We start from the raw sequence: 15004 nt of genomic DNA, 5'->3' as shown, positions 1-15004 counted from the left end.
CGGAACGCGGCGCCGCATCCGTCCGTTGTCTCCCCGCGAGCGCCCCTCGGCGCCCGCGCCCTCGTCGAAGAGAGACATGAGTACAAGTCACAGTCCCCAGGCCACGACTCCCTGCCCCGATGAGGGGGTGCGTGGCCGGTGACCGATCTCCTGTCCCTCCTGCTCGGCGTGCTCGTGGTGCTCGGCATCACGGTGGTCACGGGGTACTTCGTGGCCCAGGAGTTCGCCTACATGGCGGTCGACCGCTCGACGCTGGCCGCCCGCGCCGATTCCGGGAACCCCGCGGCGACCCGCGCCCTGTCCGTCACCCGCCGCACCTCGTTCATGCTCTCGGGCGCCCAGTTGGGCATCACCGTCACCGGCCTGCTGGTCGGTTACGTCGCCGAACCGCTGATCGGTGAGTCGATCGGCGGGCTGCTCGGCGGCGTCGACGTCCCGTCCGGGGTGAGCGTCGGCATCGGTGCGGTGCTGGCCCTGCTCTTCTCGACCCTGGTGCAGATGCTCTTCGGCGAGCTCTTCCCGAAGAACCTCGCCATCGCCAGGCCCGAGCCGGTCGCGCTCTGGCTGGCGACGTCCACCGTGCTCTACCTGAGGGTGTTCGGCTGGCTGGTCTGGGTCTTCGACCAGGCGTCGAACCTGCTGCTCCGGGCGCTGAAGATCGAGCCGGTGCACGACGTCGAGCACGCCGCCACGGCGCGGGACCTCGAGCACATCCTGGAGGAGTCTCGGGAGAGCGGGAACCTGCCGGCCGAGCTGTCGATGATGCTGGACCGGATCCTCGACTTCCCGAACCGGCACGTCGAGCACGCGATGATCCCCCGCCCGCGGGTGGGGACGGTCGCCACCACCGACACGATCGGGCACCTGCGCGAGCTGATGGCCCAGGGCCACTCGCGCTACCCGGTGCTCGACCCCGAGACCGGTGACGTCGTCTCCGTCGTGCACCTCGCCGACCTGCTGACGACGACGGCGCCCGACGACGCGCCGGTGACCGCCATGGCCCGCCCGTGCCTGGTCGTCTCCACGTTCACCTCGCTGCCGGACGCGCTGCGCGAGCTCGCCGACTCGGGCAACCAGATGGCCTGCGTCATCGACGAGTACGGCGGCTTCGCCGGCGTGATCACGCTCGAGGACCTCGCCGAGGAGCTGGTCGGCGAGATCACCGACGAGCACGACGACGACGATCCCGGCTACGTGCCGCTCGAGGGCGACGGCGTCTGGGAGATGTCCGGCGACGTGCACGTGGACGAGGTGGAGCGGGCTCTGGCCATCGACCTCCCGCGGGGGGACTACGAGACCATCGCCGGCCTGGTCATCGCGGCCGCCGGCACCCTGCCCGAGCCGGGCACCCGCCTCGCCGTCGAGCTGCCCCCGGACCCGGGCGACCTGGTGCACGAGGACGACCCGGAGCCCCGGCTCCTGCACGTCGAGGTGCTCGAGGTGGAGCGGCACGTCCCCTCCCGCGTGCGCCTCGAACTGCCCGACCGCACCGCCCCCGCTGATCAGCCGGCCGCCGGCACCGAGGAGACGACCCGATGAGCGACAGCCCCTGGGTCGTCGTGACCGCGACGGTCGTCATCGTCGCGCTGAGCGCGTTCTTCGTGGCCGTGGAGTTCGCCGCGCTCGCCGCCAAGCGGCACCGGCTCGAGGAGGCCGCGCCGACCAGTCGCGCCGCCCGCGCCGCGCTGCGCAACTCCTCGGAGCTGACGCTGCTGCTGGCCGGCTCGCAGCTGGGCATCACCGCCGCCACGCTGGCGCTCGGTGCGATCAGCAAGCCCGCCGTCCACCACTGGCTGACGCCGCTGTTCACCGACTGGGGGCTGCCGGAGGTGGCCGCCGACGTCGCCGCGTTCGTGCTCGCCCTGCTGATCGTGACCTTCATCCACCTCGTCGTCGGCGAGATGGCCCCCAAGTCGTGGGCGATCGCCCACCCCGAGCGCTCGGCCACGCTCCTGGCGGTGCCCATGCGCGCGTTCATGGCGGTCTTCCGGCCGCTGCTGCGCGCCCTGAACGCCGCGGCCAACCGGCTGCTGCGCTGGGTGGGCGTGGACGCCGTCGACGAGCTGGCCGTCGGGCACAGCCCCGATGCGCTCCGGCACCTGGTCGAGCACTCGGCGAACGTCGGGGCGCTGGACGCGAGCTTCTCCGAGCAGATCGCCGGGGTGCTCGAGCTGGAGCAGCTGACCGTGCGCGAACTCGTCGACCCGGGCACGCCGCTGACGTGGGTGCCCACCGGCGGCACCGCCGGCGACGTGCGCGCGGCCGCCCGGCGCAGCGGCCACCTGCGGATCCTCACCCGTGACGGCGAGCGCATCGCGGGGGTGGTGCACGTCCGCGACACCCTCGCCGCGGCCGACGACGCCCCCGTGGCCGACTTCGCCCGCCCGGTGTTCAGCCTGGACGCGGGCACCACGGTGCACGCCGCGCTCAAGGCGATGCGCGAGACCCGCAACCACCTCGCCGTGGTCGTCGACGGCGAGGCCGTCGTCGGGGTGGTCACGCTGGCCGACGTGCTGCGCCGGCTGTTCCCGCGGCGCGAGGTGACGACCGCCTGAGCCGGGCGCGGGCCCGCACGGGAGGATGACGGCATGAGCCAGGTCGTCGTGCACGCCGAGAAGATCATCTCCGCATCCGCCGAGCAGGTGAGCCGGGCGCTGGCCGACTACGAGACGGTCCGCCCGCGCATCCTGCCCGTGCAGTTCAGCGAGTACCGCGTCGAGAGCGGCGGGCACGGCGCCGGCACGGCGGTGCACTGGAAGTTCGCCGCCACCTCCAAGCGCGTCCGCGACCAGCTGATCGACGTCACGGAGCCCGCGATCGGCACCCTGGTGGAGACCGACCGGAACTCCTCGATGGTCACCACCTGGACGGTGCTGCCCGAGGGTGCCGGCGCAGCCACGGTGAAGGTCCGCACGACGTGGGACGGCGCCGGCGGCATCGGCGGCTTCTTCGAGCGCACCTTCGCGCCCAAGGGCCTGGGCCGGGTCTACGTCGACCTGCTGCACCGCCTCGACGCGGAGCTCGCCGCCGGCTGATCCGGGCGCGGAGGCCGATCGGCGGGGACCATGAGCCGGTGACCCTCGCACCACCCGCCGTCGCCGCCTCGCTCGACGCCCTGGCCGACCTGGTGGGCGACGGCGACGCCGTCGTCCTCTCCGGCGCGGGGCTGTCCACCGACTCCGGGATCCCCGACTACCGCGGCGCCACCGGCAGCCTGCGGCGGCACACCCCGATGACCTACCAGACCTTCACCCGCGATCCCCGCGGCCGGCACCGGTACTGGGCGCGCAGCTTCGTCGGCTGGCGGCAGATGCGCGCGGCCCGGCCCAACGACGGGCACCGCGCCGTGGGCCGGCTGCAGGCGGCCGGGCTGGTCGGCGGGCTGATCACCCAGAACGTCGACGGCCTGCACCAGGCCGGGGGCGCGCGGGACGTCGTCGAGCTGCACGGCGGCCTGGATCGCACGCTCTGCCTGGGCTGCGGCGACGTAGCCGACCGGGGCGTGCTCGACGATCGGCTGCGCGCGGCCAACCCGGACTTCGGGCCGCGGGTCGACGAGATCAACCCCGACGGCGACGCCGAGCTGCCCGACGAGGTGCTCGACGGCTTCGTGATGGTCGAGTGCCTGGCCTGCGGCGCGGACCTGCTCAAGCCCGACGTCGTCTTCTTCGGCGAGACGGTGCCCCGCGACCGCGTCGACGGCTGCTTCGCCCTCGTGGAGGACGCCGGCAGCCTGCTCGTGCTCGGCTCGTCGCTGACCGTGATGAGCGGCTACCGCTTCGTGCTGCACGCGGCCAAGCTCGGCATCCCGGTGGCCATCGTCAACGTCGGGCCGACCCGCGGCGACACCAGGGCCGACGTCCGCGTCGACGCCCCGCTGGGCGAGGTGCTCCCGGCGCTCGCCGCCCGCCTGGCCGGATGACCCGCGAGGTCGAGCGCACCGACGACGGCCGCTACATCGTGGTCGACGGGCGGCGCTGGCGGACGGCGGACCCCAGCCTGCCGGACGACGTCCGCGAGCAGCTGCTGCACCACCTCGGGGTGGGGCGCTCCGGGGTGCGCACGGCGAAGAAGGCGGGCGACGCCGACGCCGTGGCCGCCGCCCGGGCGCGGGTTCAGCTGGCCAAGACCGGGCTGGGGGAGCGGGGCACCGCGTGGTGGGAGCAGTCCGACGACGAGCGGCGGGCCCGCTGGGAGGAGGCGCTGCGCTCGCTCGGCGGCTGATCCGGCGGGCAGGGCCCCGCTCGGTCAGGATGGGGGCGATGCAGACCTTCGTGCCGGTGGCCGACTTCGAGGAGAGCGCGCGGCTGCTGGACTCCCCGCGGCTGGGCAAGCAGCGGGTCGAGACGCTGCAGATCCTGCGCGCGCTCGAGCTGCCCGACTACGGCTGGGCCAGCCACCCCGCGGTCGCGATGTGGCGCGGGCGGACCCCCGCCCTGGTCGGCTACGGGCTGGCGATGGTGCGGGGCTGGCGCGAGCGCGGGTTCGCCGACAGCACCGAGACGCTGATCGGCGAGTTCGCCCCCGAGGTGGTGGGCGTGCCCCAGGCCGAGCTGGCCGCGGCCGGGCTGCTCCCGTCCTGGGTGGGCAACGAGGAGCTGCACCGCTCGCACCGGTCCAACCTGGTGGCCAAGGAGCCGGACTTCTACCGCGCCCGCTTCGCCGAGCTGTTCGGCCCCGAGCCCGACGACCTGCCCTATCTGTGGCCCGGGCCCGACGAGCTGCCCCCGCGCCCGGAGCCCGAGGGTGTGCGCGTCTGGGTCGTGCGGCCGCGGGCGCACAACGAGCTCGGGGCCTGCCTGGCCGCCGGCGTGATCGGGCTGGGCACCCAGTCGGGGATCGACGTCGACGCCACCGGGCTGGGGCCCGCGGAGCTGCGGAACCTGTCGAAGGAGATCTCCGGCCGCCGGCCGGCCAAGGACCTGCGCCAGCTGTCGACCTTCCTCGACGAGCTGCGCCCGGGCGACCCGGTGGGCCTGCCGATCGAGAACGGGGCGGGGCTGCTGCTCGGCGAGTTGGTCGGCGACTACCTGTTCCAGGGCCGCGAGCTGCTGCCGCACCGCCGGGCCGCGCGCTGGGACCGGGTGGTCCCGCGCTCGGCCGCCCGGCCGCCGGCGACGCTGCAGGACCCGCGCGCGCTGTTCTCGGTCGTGCTCGACCCCGCCGTCCTCGGCTGACCGGAGCGGGTCAGGCCCCCGGCAGCGGGATGTTCTGCAGCCGCACCCGGCCCTGGGCGACGAGCTTGCCGTCCTCCCGGGTGAGCGTCACCTGCCAGAGCTGCTGGGTGCGGCCCTGCTGCACCGGCTCGGCGACGACGTCGACCCGCCCCGCGGTCATCGAGCGGACGAAGTCGGTGCTGTTGTTGACGCCCACGGAGAACTGCCCGGCATCCTTCACCGCGGTGCTGGCGCCGACGCTGGCGGCGGTCTCGACGATCGCGCAGTAGACGCCGCCGTGCACGACGCCCCAGGGGGTGTGGTGTTCGGGGCCCAGCTCTGCCGTGCCGGTCACCCGCGTGCCGCTCACCTCGGTCGTGGTGAGCCCCATGGCGCGGACGAACGCCGGCGCCTGCCCGGGCTCGCTCATGCGTCCCACACGAGGCAGAAGGGGTGGCCGACCGGGTCGGCGTACACGCGGAAGTCGCCGCCCTCGCCGGGCAGCCGCCGGGCGCCCAGCGCGAGCACCTTCGGCTCCGCCTCGGTGATGTCGGCGACGCGGATGTCGAGGTGGAACTGCTGCGGGCGCTCCGGGTCGGGCCAGTCCGGCGGCCGCAGGTCCGGGGCCTGCTGGAAGGCGATGCGGTAGCCGGCGCCGGTGACCACCACCCAGTCGTCACCGGGCTCGCCCTTCACCTCCATCCCGAGCAGGTCGGCGTAGAAGCGCGCGAGGGCGTGCGCGTCGGGCGCATCGATGACGACGGAGTGCAGCTGGCCGATCATGGGATCCATCCTGGCCCGTCCGACCCCCGGAGGCAGCCCCGGCCGGCGCTGGCGCAGGATCGTGGGGTGGCTCCGACCCCGCCCGTCCTGGGCACACTCACCTGGCTGCCGGCCGCCGAGCACCCCGAGCTGCTCGGGGCGCCGGTCGCCGCCGCGCTCGCGCAGCTGACCGGCCCGGCCTGGGTGGCCGAGATCGACGACGACCTCGCCGACACCGCCGCCTTCACCGAGGCCTACGGCGTCCCGGCCGAGGCGTCGGCGAACTGCGTGGTGGTGGCCACCCGCCGCGCCGGTCAGACCGCGCTGGCCGCCTGCCTGGTGCTGGCCACCACCCGGGCCGACGTCAACGGGCTGGTCCGCCGGCACCTGGGCGCGCGGAAGGCCTCGTTCGCCCCGCAGGACGTCGCCGTCACGGAGAGCGGCATGGCCTACGGCGGCATCACGCCGGTGGGGCTGCCCGCGTCGTGGCCGGTGCTGGTCGACGCCGCCGTCGCCGCGGCCGGGCTCGTGGTGGTCGGCTCGGGCACGCGCGGCAGCAAGCTCGCCGTCCCGGGAACGGTGCTCGCGGGCCTGCCGTCGGCCGAGGTGCTCGACGGACTCGGGCAGCCCGTGGTCGAGACGTCCGCGCCCCCGCCGCCGGCCCCCGTCCGCCTCCGGGCACCGGACGACAGCGACGTGGGCTGGGGGGAGCGGCCGGCCGACACCTCCGACAGCGACCGGCGCTACCTCGAGGACCGGCCGCCGCACTGGGGCAGCGACTGACCCCGGGTCAGCTCGGGGTCAGAGCTGGCCGGGGAGCGACGTCGTGCCCGGGCCGGAGGGGTCGGTGCCGGGGCCCTGGCCCTGCTGCGCGAGCAGCAGGTCGCGGATCTCGACCAGCAGTTCGACCTGGGTGGGCTCGGACGGGCCGGCCTCCTCGCCGCGCTTGCGCCGCTCGATGAGCGCCTTCATGGGCAGCACGACGACGAAGTAGACGACGGCCGCGGTCAGCACGAAGGTGATGACCGCGTTGAGGAACGCGCCCCAGGTGAAGAACTGACCGTCCACCTCGACCGATCCGCCGTTCACCCCGCCACCGCCGATCAGGGCGATCAGCGGCTCGAGGAACGACGCGGTGAACGCGGCGACGAGTGCCGTGAAGGCGGTGCCGATGACGACGGCGACCGCGAGGTCGACGATGTTGCCCCGGAGGAGGAAGTCCTTGAATCCCTTGATCATGGGCGACATCCAACAGGGTTCCCCCGGCTGCTGACGAGGGCTCACGGTGGCGGCAGGCTCACGGTGAGCGTCGAACCGGTCGCGGCCGCGGCGAGTCGCGCCGCCGTCGGCGTGTCGACGGCGACCAGCAGCAGCCCCGCGGCCGGGTCGTCCCCGGAGCCGCCCGCGGCGAGCACGCGGACCCCGGCGGCGAGGAGTTCGGCCTCCGCCGCCCCGGGCGCGGTGGCCAGCACGTCGACCCGGTCGCCGGTGCGCACCAGCGCGGCCACGGCGAGGTCGGCGAGGCGGACCGGGGCGGCCACCTCCCCCTCGGGGAGCAGGGCCGTGAGGCCCGGGCCGACCAGCCGGGCGTCGGTGAGGGGCTCGCCGGGCCGCACGGCGCCGGCGAGCACCCGACCGATCAGCAGGTCGGGATCGGGCACCACGCCCGTGGGCGCGGTGCCGGCGGGGTAGCGGCCGACGGTCAGGTCGCCGGCGGCCAGCGCCCGGCCGGCCTCGAGCGCGCGGGCGGCGACCACGACGGGCACCGCCTCCGGGGTGGCCGCGTCGGCCGGGGGACCGGGCCGCACGGCCAGCGCCACGGCGGTCACGGCCAGGAGCACGGCGGCGATCCGGCGGGCGAGAGCGGCCGGGGAGCGGGGTCGGCGCAGGCGCGGCATGCAGCGAGCCTGCTGCTGCCGCGGGCTGCGCGGGGTCCGCGCGCCGAGGTTGTGGACGGACCGGTCGGCTGTGGACCGACCGGATCAGTCGGCGGCCTTGGCCCCGCTGCCCGACGTCGAGGCCGGCGCGCTGGCGGCCGCCGGCGCGGCGGCGGCCGGCTTGCTGTCGGAGGAGGAGCTGCTCGTCGAGGCGGTCTCCGTGGCCGAGGACGCCTTGCGGCTGTCCGTCCGGTAGAAGCCCGAGCCCTTGAAGACGACGCCCACGGAGCCGTAGACCTTGCGGACGGGCGCTCCGCACTGCGGGCACTCGGTCACCGCGGCGTCGGTGAACGACTGGACGAGCTCGAACTCGTGCTTTCCCTCGGGGTTGGTGCAGGCGTACTGGTAGGTCGGCACGTGCGTGGGCTCCCTGGTCGAGCGGAGGTGGGCGCCGGGCTGGCACTCGCACCCGGCGACTGCCAATGATGCGCCATCACGCGCCCGCCCGTCCACGACTGTCGGCGAGCGTCACCTTTGCGCTGCGCGAGGGTCTGATTTCGGCAGCACCCGTGGGCGGCTTTGCGGCGGCGAGGGTCAGCTCTGCGCCCGTGAGGGTGGCTTTGCGGTCGATGCACCGCCGGTGACGCTGGCGCAAGCCGTCGTCAGCCCTGCGGGCGGGTGTGTAGGCAGCGTCGTGGGATGTCGTGCCGCAGGCGGAGGCGTCTGGCGGCCCTGTAGGAGGCCGCGAGGGTGGCCTCGAAGCCGCCGTGTGGGTCGGTGTCCCTAATGGGGCTGCATCCGGTCGCTTCTGGACCAGGATCGGGTGTCCGAGCCGCCGGCGGGTGAGCACTGCCAGTCCCGGGTCCGTTGGTCGAGGCCCACGCTTAGATCGTGCCCCCGCCGGTGAGCGAGGAGGAGCGGATGGCCGGTGGGATGTCGTGCCTCGAGCACTGATCCATTAGGTCGCCACGGTCTTCTCCTCCAGGGTTCGGGCCGGTGGTGCCGATCCGGAGGAGGCCGTAGCGCAGTGTTGTTTATCGGAGATGACTGGGCCGAGGCCCATCACGACATCGAGATCGTCGATGCCGAGGGCCGGCGCCTTGCCCGGCGGCGACTGCCTGAGGGCGTCGAAGGGTTAGCGACGTTGCACAGCCTGATCGCCGACCACTTGACCGAGGACGACGACGCTGACCAGGTAGCGATCGGGATCGAGACCGATCGCGGTCCGTGGGTCGGCGCGCTGATCGCGGCCGGCTACATCGTCTATGCGGTTAATCCGTTGCAGGCGGCCCGCTACCGGGAACGACACGGCACCTCCGGTGCCAAGAGCGACCCCGGCGACGCGCACGTGCTGGCCGAACTGGTGCGACTAGACCGGGCCCATCACCGCCCGGTGGCCGGTGACTCCGCAACCGCCGAACACGTCAAGGTGCTGGCCCGTGCCCATCAGTCGCTGATCTGGTCCCGGCAGCGGCAGACCAACGCGCTGCGCTCCATGCTGCGCGAGTTCTACCCCGCCGCGCTGGCCGCCTTCGGCGAAGAGCTCGACGGCCGGGACGCGCTGGCGATCTTGGCCATCGCCCCCTCTCCAGAAGCCGGCCGACGGCTCTCCCAGAGCAAGATCGCCGCCGCGCTGCGGCGGGCCGGGAGACAACGCAACCTCGAGCCCACCGCCGAACGGATCCAGGCCACTCTGCGCGCCCCGCAGCTGGCTGCCCATCCCGGCGTGGTGGGCGCCTACGCCACCGCAGTGCGTTCGCTTGTCGCGGTGATCGCCGAGATGGCGACCCAGATCGAGGGGCTCAGGGCGCAGGTGGAGGCGGGTTTTGGTCAGCACCCGGACGCTGAGATCTACCTGAGCCAGCCCGGACTGGGGCCGGTTCTGGGCGCCCGGGTGCTCGCCGAGTTCGGAGACGACCCGACGCGCTACACCGACTCCAAGGCACGGAAGAACTACTCCGGCATGGCGCCAATCACCCGCGCCTCAGGCACCCGACGCATCGTGCTGGCCCGCTATGCCCGCAACCGCCGCCTCGCCGACGCCCTCTACTGCCAGTCATTCAGCGCGCTTACCAGCTCACCGGGCGCCCGCGCCTACTACGACCGCCAGCGCGCCCGCGGCGCCACCCACCACCAAGCCCTGCGCGCCCTTGCCAACAGGCTCGTCGGCATCCTGCACGGCTGCCTGCACCACCACCGCCGCTACGACGAGACCACCGCCTGGCCCGCCGAGAACATGGAGGCTTCCATCGCCGCTTGACGACTTACAGCCGTGGGATGTCTAAGCGGCCCACTCAGGGACAGTTGACATTGGGGGGATGTGCCGCCGAGCGCCCCCGGCGGGGCGCCCTACTTCTCCTCAAGCCAGGTGTTGACGAGCACTGCGGCGAAAGTGAGGGGCAGTCCAGTCTCTTCACGCAGCAGACGCACGCCGCGTGCCTTGTTCTGGCGGGCGAGCTCGACTACACGCGCTTGGACCTCCGGCTTGACCATGACGTTCTCGGGCTTGGGCTTGAAGCTCCAGGGCATCGGGCTCCGATCTAATGAGCGACGGGTCGCGACCTCCGGAACGGTAGAAGTCGAGTGCTAGGTACGCAGGCGGAGCACTCGACCGGGTGACGAGGGCGTCCCTCAGCCTGGGTCAACGCAGAGAGGCCAGCTCGCCAGCTCGGTGTCCCATAGGCCGCCCTCAGAGCGACCCCCAGTGTTTGTCTCTGAGCGGCCCACCTAGGGACACCGAACTCCGGTCGCGCGGGCAGCACGGGCCGGCTCGGGTACGCCATGTCGGCGACGCTAGGCGCGCGACTCGTCGGCGCGCGTCCCCCGCGGCGGTGAAGCTCAGTCCGGCGGCTCGACGAACGGCAGCCGTACCGCGGCCAGCTTCGTCTGCAGGTTCAAGTCGCCGGTAGCCACGAACACCGTCGAGCCCGGGTGGGCGCTCTGCAGCAGCAGTGCGGCGGCGACGAGGCGGTCGTCGGGCACGGTGAGGTCCAGCCAGCTGGGCAGCTGCTCGTCGCGCGGCTCGATGTGCTCGAACACCGCAGAGATGTCCCCGGCGACCCGGACCCCGGCGCGCACGTCGCCGGCGTCGCGCAGCCCCTTGAGCCGGCGCACGGCGGTGCGCGCGGCGTCTCGGAGCTCGGGTGTGCGACCCGACCGCTTGAGGTCGTCAAGCTCCCCGAGCACCACCGGCAGCAGATGCACCCGGTACCGCGGCCCGAGCTGCTCGGCGTACACGGTGAGGTCCGGGCAGTCGATGAGGGCGTTGGTGTCGGCGACCACCCGCACCGCCAGGTCGTCGTCGGGCAGCAGCCGACGGGCGTCCCGCAGGGTCTGCACCGCCGCGCGCAGCCGCCCGGTCGCCGAGTCGATGCTGCCCGGGGCGTTGATGTCCCCGCCGGCGCGCACCAGCCAGCCCTCCAGCAGCTCGAAGGCCTCGGTGTGGCGGTGCTCCACCTCCGGGGTCGGATGCCGGAACAGCAGCTCGAACCGCGGCCGCAGGTCGCGCACCTGTGCCAGCAGAACCATCCGCGCCGCCTCGAGGGCGGCATCGCTGTCCGCCCACCCCCAGGGCGGCAGGCCGAAGACGCCGGGCACGGGGGCGTAGCGCTCGATCGCCGACGCCTGCAGCACTGCCAGGTAGGCCGCCTCGATGTCGGCGAGCTCACCGACCAGCGCGTCGGCGTAGGCCACCGGTGCGGTTCTGGACCTCGGCATGCTCCGGATCCTCGACCACCGGGTGCGTCGACCCGGCGCCGACACCCCGCCGGCCGGGCAGCGGCCGCGGCCGGTCGCGGCGCGCTGAGTGGCGGGCCGCGTCCTCACCGCGCCGCCACCTCGGTAGGTCGTCGCGTGCGCCGTGCATTGGCCACTCGCTGCGTGGCGACGTGGATCTTCCTGACTGCGAGGAACCGTGACACCGTGACCACGTGTCCGGTGCCGGGAGCCTCATCGAGCTGCTCGTGCAGTGCGGAGTGCCCGCAGAGGACGCGGTGGAGTTCGTCGACCGGCCGACCGACCTGCTAGGCGGTGAGTCCGCCGCCCAGGTCGCGCAGCGGGACCCACAGCGTGCGCTGACCGCCACCCGGCGCTTCCTGGCCTTCTGGCTCGACCAGCGCGCCCCGGGCGCTCCACGACGCGGCGAATGGGGCTGGTAGCCGCCGCAGACGCTGGCGGCGCTACGGCTTCGCGCTCGTCCGGGCGTCGGCCGGCCAGCTGGACAGGCTCTGGTAGTACTGCTCCGCGTCGGGTGTGGCGGCGTACTCGAGCAGGTTCCCAACCTTCTCGGCGAGGACCGCGCGGACCTGTTCCGGAGTCGCGAAGAAGAACTCGCGCCGCTCGTTGACGCGGTTCAGGCGGCGCTCGCCGAACGCCTTGTGCAGCTCGTTCTCCAGCGTGACAGCGTCATCGGAGAAGTAGAGGGCGTGCACGTCGAACGGGAATGGCACGGACGCGTCGCCCAGTTCGCGGATGCGGTCCATGGGCTCGAGTCGTCGGGTCATCCCAATCTTCACGACCCGGTCACCGAAGGCACCGACATTGCTGATGACGTACACGTAACCGGCACGGATGTTGGCCGCCCGGAAGTCGTTGAGCTCGATCGCCGCGTCGAGCTCGGCCAGTCGAGCTTCTACGTCGGCGAGGTCGGCGTCCGCGCCCTGGGCGCGCAGTGCAGCAAGGGTGTTGGCGTAGTGCGCGCGCTCCTTGTCGAGCTTCTCTCGCTGCTGCGCGAGCTCCTGCTCGGCCTTGCGCTCTTCGCGCAACCGCTCGCGCTCTTCTCGGGCGGCTTCACGTTCCTCCTGCTGCTTGAACAGGTAGTCCGCGGTCAGTTCCAGTTCAGTGATCCGGACAGCGTGGTAGTCCGGGGAGACCCGCATCTCCATCATCTTGCCCAGCCGAGCGATCGTGCCGGCGGCCGTCTCCAGGCGCTTGGTCGCTGCGGGTAGAGCGCCGGCGCGCAGTGAGCGCACGCAGTTGTCGGCCTCGGCGTTGTACGCCCGCAGCATCAGCTTGCTGAAGTCGGCCGTCATGCGGCGGCCGAGGGCGAGGGAGTTGTTGTACGAGAACTTGTCTGAGGCCTCGATCGCGTTGCCGGCCTTGACCATCTCCTTCACCTGCTCCCGCAGTTCGGCGAGGCGCTCGCGGTAGAGCTCCGTGTTCTCCAGCGGGTGGTGGTAGTGGTAGATGCCCACCTGCTGCAACAGCCGCGCGTCGTCGAGCTCGACGAAGTCGTCGCCGACCGGTCGCGTCGCGTTGGGGCGGCTGTTCGCTTCGGCCAGCTGGCGACGCAGCGCCTCGACTTCCGCCTCGAGCTCGCGAACGCGCGAGCTCTCAGTCGACACCGGTGCCGCGGCGTCGGCGCCCACGGAGGGCGCAGTCTCCGGCTCTTGCGGGGCCGCGTGGCGTGCGATCGGAATGGGCGCCGGCTCCGCGATCGCTTCGGTACCCGGCGGCGCCTCCATCGGCTCCGCGGCCGGCGCAGGAGCAGCTGCGGAGGTGGGCGCGGGGGTCTCGTCCGGTACCCAGAACGCCCATCCCGCCGGCGCGGCCGGCCAGCTGGGGTCGGGTACCCAACCGGTGGGTGGGGTCCATCCCGGCGGCGGCGCGGGCCAGCCAGGAGGGGTGTTGAACCGGAATCCGTGCATCTCGTGGACCTCGTTGGTCGGTCAGTGGGCGCGGACGCCGGGGGCGAGCTTGATCGGGGTGATCGCGTGGGCGTTCTTCGACACGACAGCGCCCAGGTGTCGCAGCGTTTCGCCCGGTGCGACACGTGACAGGTCGATGTCCTCGAACGTGAGCCGGTCGACAGCGGCTGCGACCAGCGGCGTGACGGTGTCCTTCCCGGTGGCCGGGTCGACGTGGCTCACCGAGCCGATCAACGAGATGCTGTCGACCTTCTGGCGGCGATCGGACTCCCACACCTCGTGCAGCGTCCGCAGCGTCATGTTGCTCACCAGTGCGGCGTACCGCTCGCGCTGCTCCTTCTGCGTCTGCTCGGTGCTGGTGATCTCGTCCTTCGCCCGGACGTACTTGTACTGCCGGATCGTGGGCAGGGTCTCCGGAGCCGGGAAGTGCAGCTGGATCTCCAGCTCCTTGGTCTCTGCGTCGTAGGTGTACTCCGGGGGCCACGGCCAGTCGGCCGGGTAGACGGAGTTCCCGAACACGATGCTCAGGTACTCCTCGATCGCCTCCGGAGTGCCGGCGTCGAGGTCCCGAATCAGCTCGTCGAGCTCGGCGTTCGACTCATCGACCTCCCGCTGCCGCTCGGCGCACTCAGCGTCGTACCGGGCGCGGTCGGTCGCAAGGTTCGCCTGTCGGGCGTCCTCGGCCTGCTTGTGCTCGGCCAACTGCGACAGCTGCTGCATCGGCACGGCGGCCGCGGCCTGTTGCCACTGCTGGTGCGCCTGCGCGAAGGCAGCCTGGGCAGCGGCCACGGCCTCGGCGTGCTTCTTCTTGCCGCCGAACACCGCGCCGACGCCGCGGGGCGCGTCCGGCTCGACGTACACCGGCTCCGGTGGCGTCTCGATCGGTGCAGGGGCCGGGATCGGCGAGCTGTGGCGAGACTCGAATCGGGGGTGCTTGGCCTTCTTGCGGAGATCCTCGAGGTCGACGTAGTCGTCCACCTCGAGGGTCGCGGTCAGCACGTTGTCGATGTCGGCCAGCTGCATCGCCAGCTCGCCGTTGAGGCGCTCCACCTCGGCCTCGCGGGCGGCGATGTGAAGCTGCTTCTCTTCCTTCTCCGTCATGATGAACTGCCGGGTGCGGGCCCGCTCGAGCTGCTGCTGGAGGCGTTCCGCCTCGCGCTGGCGCCGAGCCTGCTCCTTGGTCGCGGCGGCCTGGGCGCGCTGCCGGTTCTTCTCAGCCACTGCCGCCTGATGTGAGATCTCGGCGAAGAAGCCGCGCCTGCGTGCCATGGAGTACCTCCACAAGTCCCCGTTGCGGCCCCGCGTCACCGGCGCCGAGCTGGCGCGGACAGAGCCGATCCCTGATTCCCCGGGAGCGTAGGCGACGACCGAGACCGTCCTGGGCCGCAAGGCCCAGCGCACGGTGTGCCGTGTCCACCAGCGAACCCACCCTCGCCACCGGCGTAGCGCTTCCTCCCGTCGGGCCCCGGGTGCCCGGCGGCCCGCTCATGCAACAGCTACAGCTGACGGCATGACTTGCTGATCTTGGAACGCACGTGGCACGCTTCGAACAAGCGTTCGAACA

Annotated in this window: 18 protein-coding genes; 9 read left to right on the top strand and 9 right to left on the bottom strand. The window is 72.8% G+C overall.

The window, feature by feature from the left end; genetic code table 11:
* Positions 1 to 138 precede the first annotated feature (138 nt).
* Genes CRP29_RS03355 through CRP29_RS03330 form a run of 6 tightly spaced genes read left to right on the top strand, consistent with a single transcriptional unit; the run spans position 139 to position 5177 of the window.
* Positions 139 to 1539: a hemolysin family protein gene (locus CRP29_RS03355; protein WP_097193606.1), complete on the top strand. Its 1401-nt coding sequence runs from the start codon at positions 139 to 141 to the stop codon at positions 1537 to 1539.
* Positions 1536 to 2555: a hemolysin family protein gene (locus tag CRP29_RS03350; RefSeq protein WP_097193605.1), complete on the top strand. Its 1020-nt coding sequence runs from the start codon at positions 1536 to 1538 to the stop codon at positions 2553 to 2555. The genes CRP29_RS03355 and CRP29_RS03350 overlap by 4 nt, the downstream gene beginning before the upstream one ends.
* A gap of 33 nt (positions 2556 to 2588) precedes the next feature.
* Positions 2589 to 3035, top strand: a complete 447-nt coding sequence (locus CRP29_RS03345) for an SRPBCC family protein (protein WP_097193604.1) — start codon at positions 2589 to 2591, stop codon at positions 3033 to 3035.
* 38 nt (positions 3036 to 3073) lie between these two features.
* Complete coding sequence (locus tag CRP29_RS03340; protein WP_097193603.1) at positions 3074 to 3922, top strand: NAD-dependent protein deacetylase; 849 nt, start codon at positions 3074 to 3076, stop codon at positions 3920 to 3922.
* Positions 3919 to 4224 carry a biopolymer transporter Tol gene (locus CRP29_RS03335; RefSeq protein ID WP_097193602.1) on the top strand — a complete coding sequence of 102 codons (306 nt, stop codon included), beginning with the start codon at positions 3919 to 3921 and terminating at the stop codon, positions 4222 to 4224. The genes CRP29_RS03340 and CRP29_RS03335 overlap by 4 nt, the downstream gene beginning before the upstream one ends.
* 38 nt (positions 4225 to 4262) lie before the next feature.
* A complete protein-coding gene (locus tag CRP29_RS03330; RefSeq protein WP_097193601.1) occupies positions 4263 to 5177 on the top strand; it encodes an MSMEG_6728 family protein in 915 nt (304 codons plus the stop codon).
* Between the two features lie 10 nt (positions 5178 to 5187).
* On the opposite strand, the gene CRP29_RS03325 is transcribed toward CRP29_RS03330, so the two are convergent.
* Entirely contained in the window at positions 5188 to 5586 is a 399-nt protein-coding gene (locus CRP29_RS03325; RefSeq protein ID WP_097193600.1) for a PaaI family thioesterase, read from the bottom strand.
* Entirely contained in the window at positions 5583 to 5939 is a 357-nt protein-coding gene (locus CRP29_RS03320; RefSeq protein WP_176522807.1) for a VOC family protein, read from the bottom strand. The genes CRP29_RS03325 and CRP29_RS03320 overlap by 4 nt, the downstream gene beginning before the upstream one ends.
* A gap of 66 nt (positions 5940 to 6005) precedes the next feature.
* Here CRP29_RS03320 and CRP29_RS03315 point away from each other — a divergent pair, with 66 nt between their 5' ends.
* On the top strand, positions 6006 to 6701 hold the full coding sequence (locus CRP29_RS03315) for a YbaK/EbsC family protein (RefSeq protein WP_217991434.1): 696 nt from the start codon (positions 6006 to 6008) through the stop codon (positions 6699 to 6701).
* Between the two features lie 18 nt (positions 6702 to 6719).
* Here CRP29_RS03315 and mscL read toward each other — a convergent pair whose 3' ends face one another.
* The 3 genes from mscL to CRP29_RS03300 all read right to left on the bottom strand — a co-directional run bounded on the left by mscL (position 6720) and on the right by CRP29_RS03300 (position 8212).
* Positions 6720 to 7157, bottom strand: a complete 438-nt coding sequence (mscL, locus tag CRP29_RS03310; protein ID WP_097193598.1) for a large conductance mechanosensitive channel protein MscL — start codon at positions 7155 to 7157, stop codon at positions 6720 to 6722.
* A 41-nt stretch (positions 7158 to 7198) separates the two neighbouring features.
* On the bottom strand, positions 7199 to 7816 hold the full coding sequence (cpaB, locus tag CRP29_RS03305; protein ID WP_097193597.1) for a Flp pilus assembly protein CpaB: 618 nt from the start codon (positions 7814 to 7816) through the stop codon (positions 7199 to 7201).
* A gap of 84 nt (positions 7817 to 7900) precedes the next feature.
* On the bottom strand, positions 7901 to 8212 hold the full coding sequence (locus tag CRP29_RS03300; protein ID WP_097193596.1) for an FmdB family zinc ribbon protein: 312 nt from the start codon (positions 8210 to 8212) through the stop codon (positions 7901 to 7903).
* Positions 8213 to 8822: 610 nt separating this feature from the next.
* Here CRP29_RS03300 and CRP29_RS03295 point away from each other — a divergent pair.
* Positions 8823 to 10055, top strand: a complete 1233-nt coding sequence (locus CRP29_RS03295) for an IS110 family RNA-guided transposase (RefSeq protein ID WP_097193595.1) — start codon at positions 8823 to 8825, stop codon at positions 10053 to 10055.
* Between the two features lie 89 nt (positions 10056 to 10144).
* Here CRP29_RS03295 and CRP29_RS03290 read toward each other — a convergent pair whose 3' ends face one another.
* Complete coding sequence (locus CRP29_RS03290) at positions 10145 to 10324, bottom strand: hypothetical protein (RefSeq protein WP_097193594.1); 180 nt, start codon at positions 10322 to 10324, stop codon at positions 10145 to 10147.
* Between the two features lie 309 nt (positions 10325 to 10633).
* A complete protein-coding gene (locus CRP29_RS03285) occupies positions 10634 to 11512 on the bottom strand; it encodes a PIN domain-containing protein (protein WP_097193593.1) in 879 nt (292 codons plus the stop codon).
* A gap of 212 nt (positions 11513 to 11724) precedes the next feature.
* On the opposite strand from CRP29_RS03285, the gene CRP29_RS03280 reads away from it, so the two are divergent.
* The gene (locus CRP29_RS03280; protein ID WP_097193592.1) at positions 11725 to 11952 is read left to right on the top strand and encodes a hypothetical protein; all 228 of its coding nucleotides are present in this window, start codon (positions 11725 to 11727) and stop codon (positions 11950 to 11952) included.
* Positions 11953 to 11973: 21 nt separating this feature from the next.
* On the opposite strand, the gene CRP29_RS03275 is transcribed toward CRP29_RS03280, so the two are convergent.
* Complete coding sequence (locus CRP29_RS03275; protein ID WP_217991432.1) at positions 11974 to 13161, bottom strand: SNIPE associated domain-containing protein; 1188 nt, start codon at positions 13159 to 13161, stop codon at positions 11974 to 11976.
* Between the two features lie 300 nt (positions 13162 to 13461).
* Positions 13462 to 14709: a hypothetical protein gene (locus CRP29_RS03270; RefSeq protein ID WP_141437037.1), complete on the bottom strand. Its 1248-nt coding sequence runs from the start codon at positions 14707 to 14709 to the stop codon at positions 13462 to 13464.
* Positions 14710 to 15004: the final 295 nt, after the last annotated feature.

The sequence above is a fragment of the Blastococcus aggregatus genome (genome assembly GCF_900221005.1).
GTDB lineage: Bacteria > Actinomycetota > Actinomycetes > Mycobacteriales > Geodermatophilaceae > Blastococcus > Blastococcus aggregatus.
The sequence above is the reverse complement of the archived record's forward strand: the minus strand, read 5'-3'. Positions and strand labels throughout refer to the sequence as shown.

Excerpts from the sequence above, each read along its gene's own strand:
- CRP29_RS03325 (WP_097193600.1), bottom strand. The coding sequence starts at position 5,586 with ATGAGCGAGCCCGGGCAGGCGCCGGCGTTCGTCCGCGCCATGGGGCTC.
- CRP29_RS03285 (WP_097193593.1), bottom strand. The coding sequence starts at position 11,512 with ATGCCGAGGTCCAGAACCGCACCGGTGGCCTACGCCGACGCGCTGGTC.
- CRP29_RS03290 (WP_097193594.1), bottom strand. The coding sequence starts at position 10,324 with ATGCCCTGGAGCTTCAAGCCCAAGCCCGAGAACGTCATGGTCAAGCCG.
- CRP29_RS03270 (WP_141437037.1), bottom strand. The coding sequence starts at position 14,709 with ATGGCACGCAGGCGCGGCTTCTTCGCCGAGATCTCACATCAGGCGGCA.
- mscL (WP_097193598.1), bottom strand. The coding sequence starts at position 7,157 with ATGATCAAGGGATTCAAGGACTTCCTCCTCCGGGGCAACATCGTCGAC.
- cpaB (WP_097193597.1), bottom strand. The coding sequence starts at position 7,816 with ATGCCGCGCCTGCGCCGACCCCGCTCCCCGGCCGCTCTCGCCCGCCGG.
- CRP29_RS03330 (WP_097193601.1), top strand. The coding sequence starts at position 4,263 with ATGCAGACCTTCGTGCCGGTGGCCGACTTCGAGGAGAGCGCGCGGCTG.
- CRP29_RS03320 (WP_176522807.1), bottom strand. The coding sequence starts at position 5,939 with ATGATCGGCCAGCTGCACTCCGTCGTCATCGATGCGCCCGACGCGCAC.
- CRP29_RS03335 (WP_097193602.1), top strand. The coding sequence starts at position 3,919 with ATGACCCGCGAGGTCGAGCGCACCGACGACGGCCGCTACATCGTGGTC.
- CRP29_RS03350 (WP_097193605.1), top strand. The coding sequence starts at position 1,536 with ATGAGCGACAGCCCCTGGGTCGTCGTGACCGCGACGGTCGTCATCGTC.
- CRP29_RS03345 (WP_097193604.1), top strand. The coding sequence starts at position 2,589 with ATGAGCCAGGTCGTCGTGCACGCCGAGAAGATCATCTCCGCATCCGCC.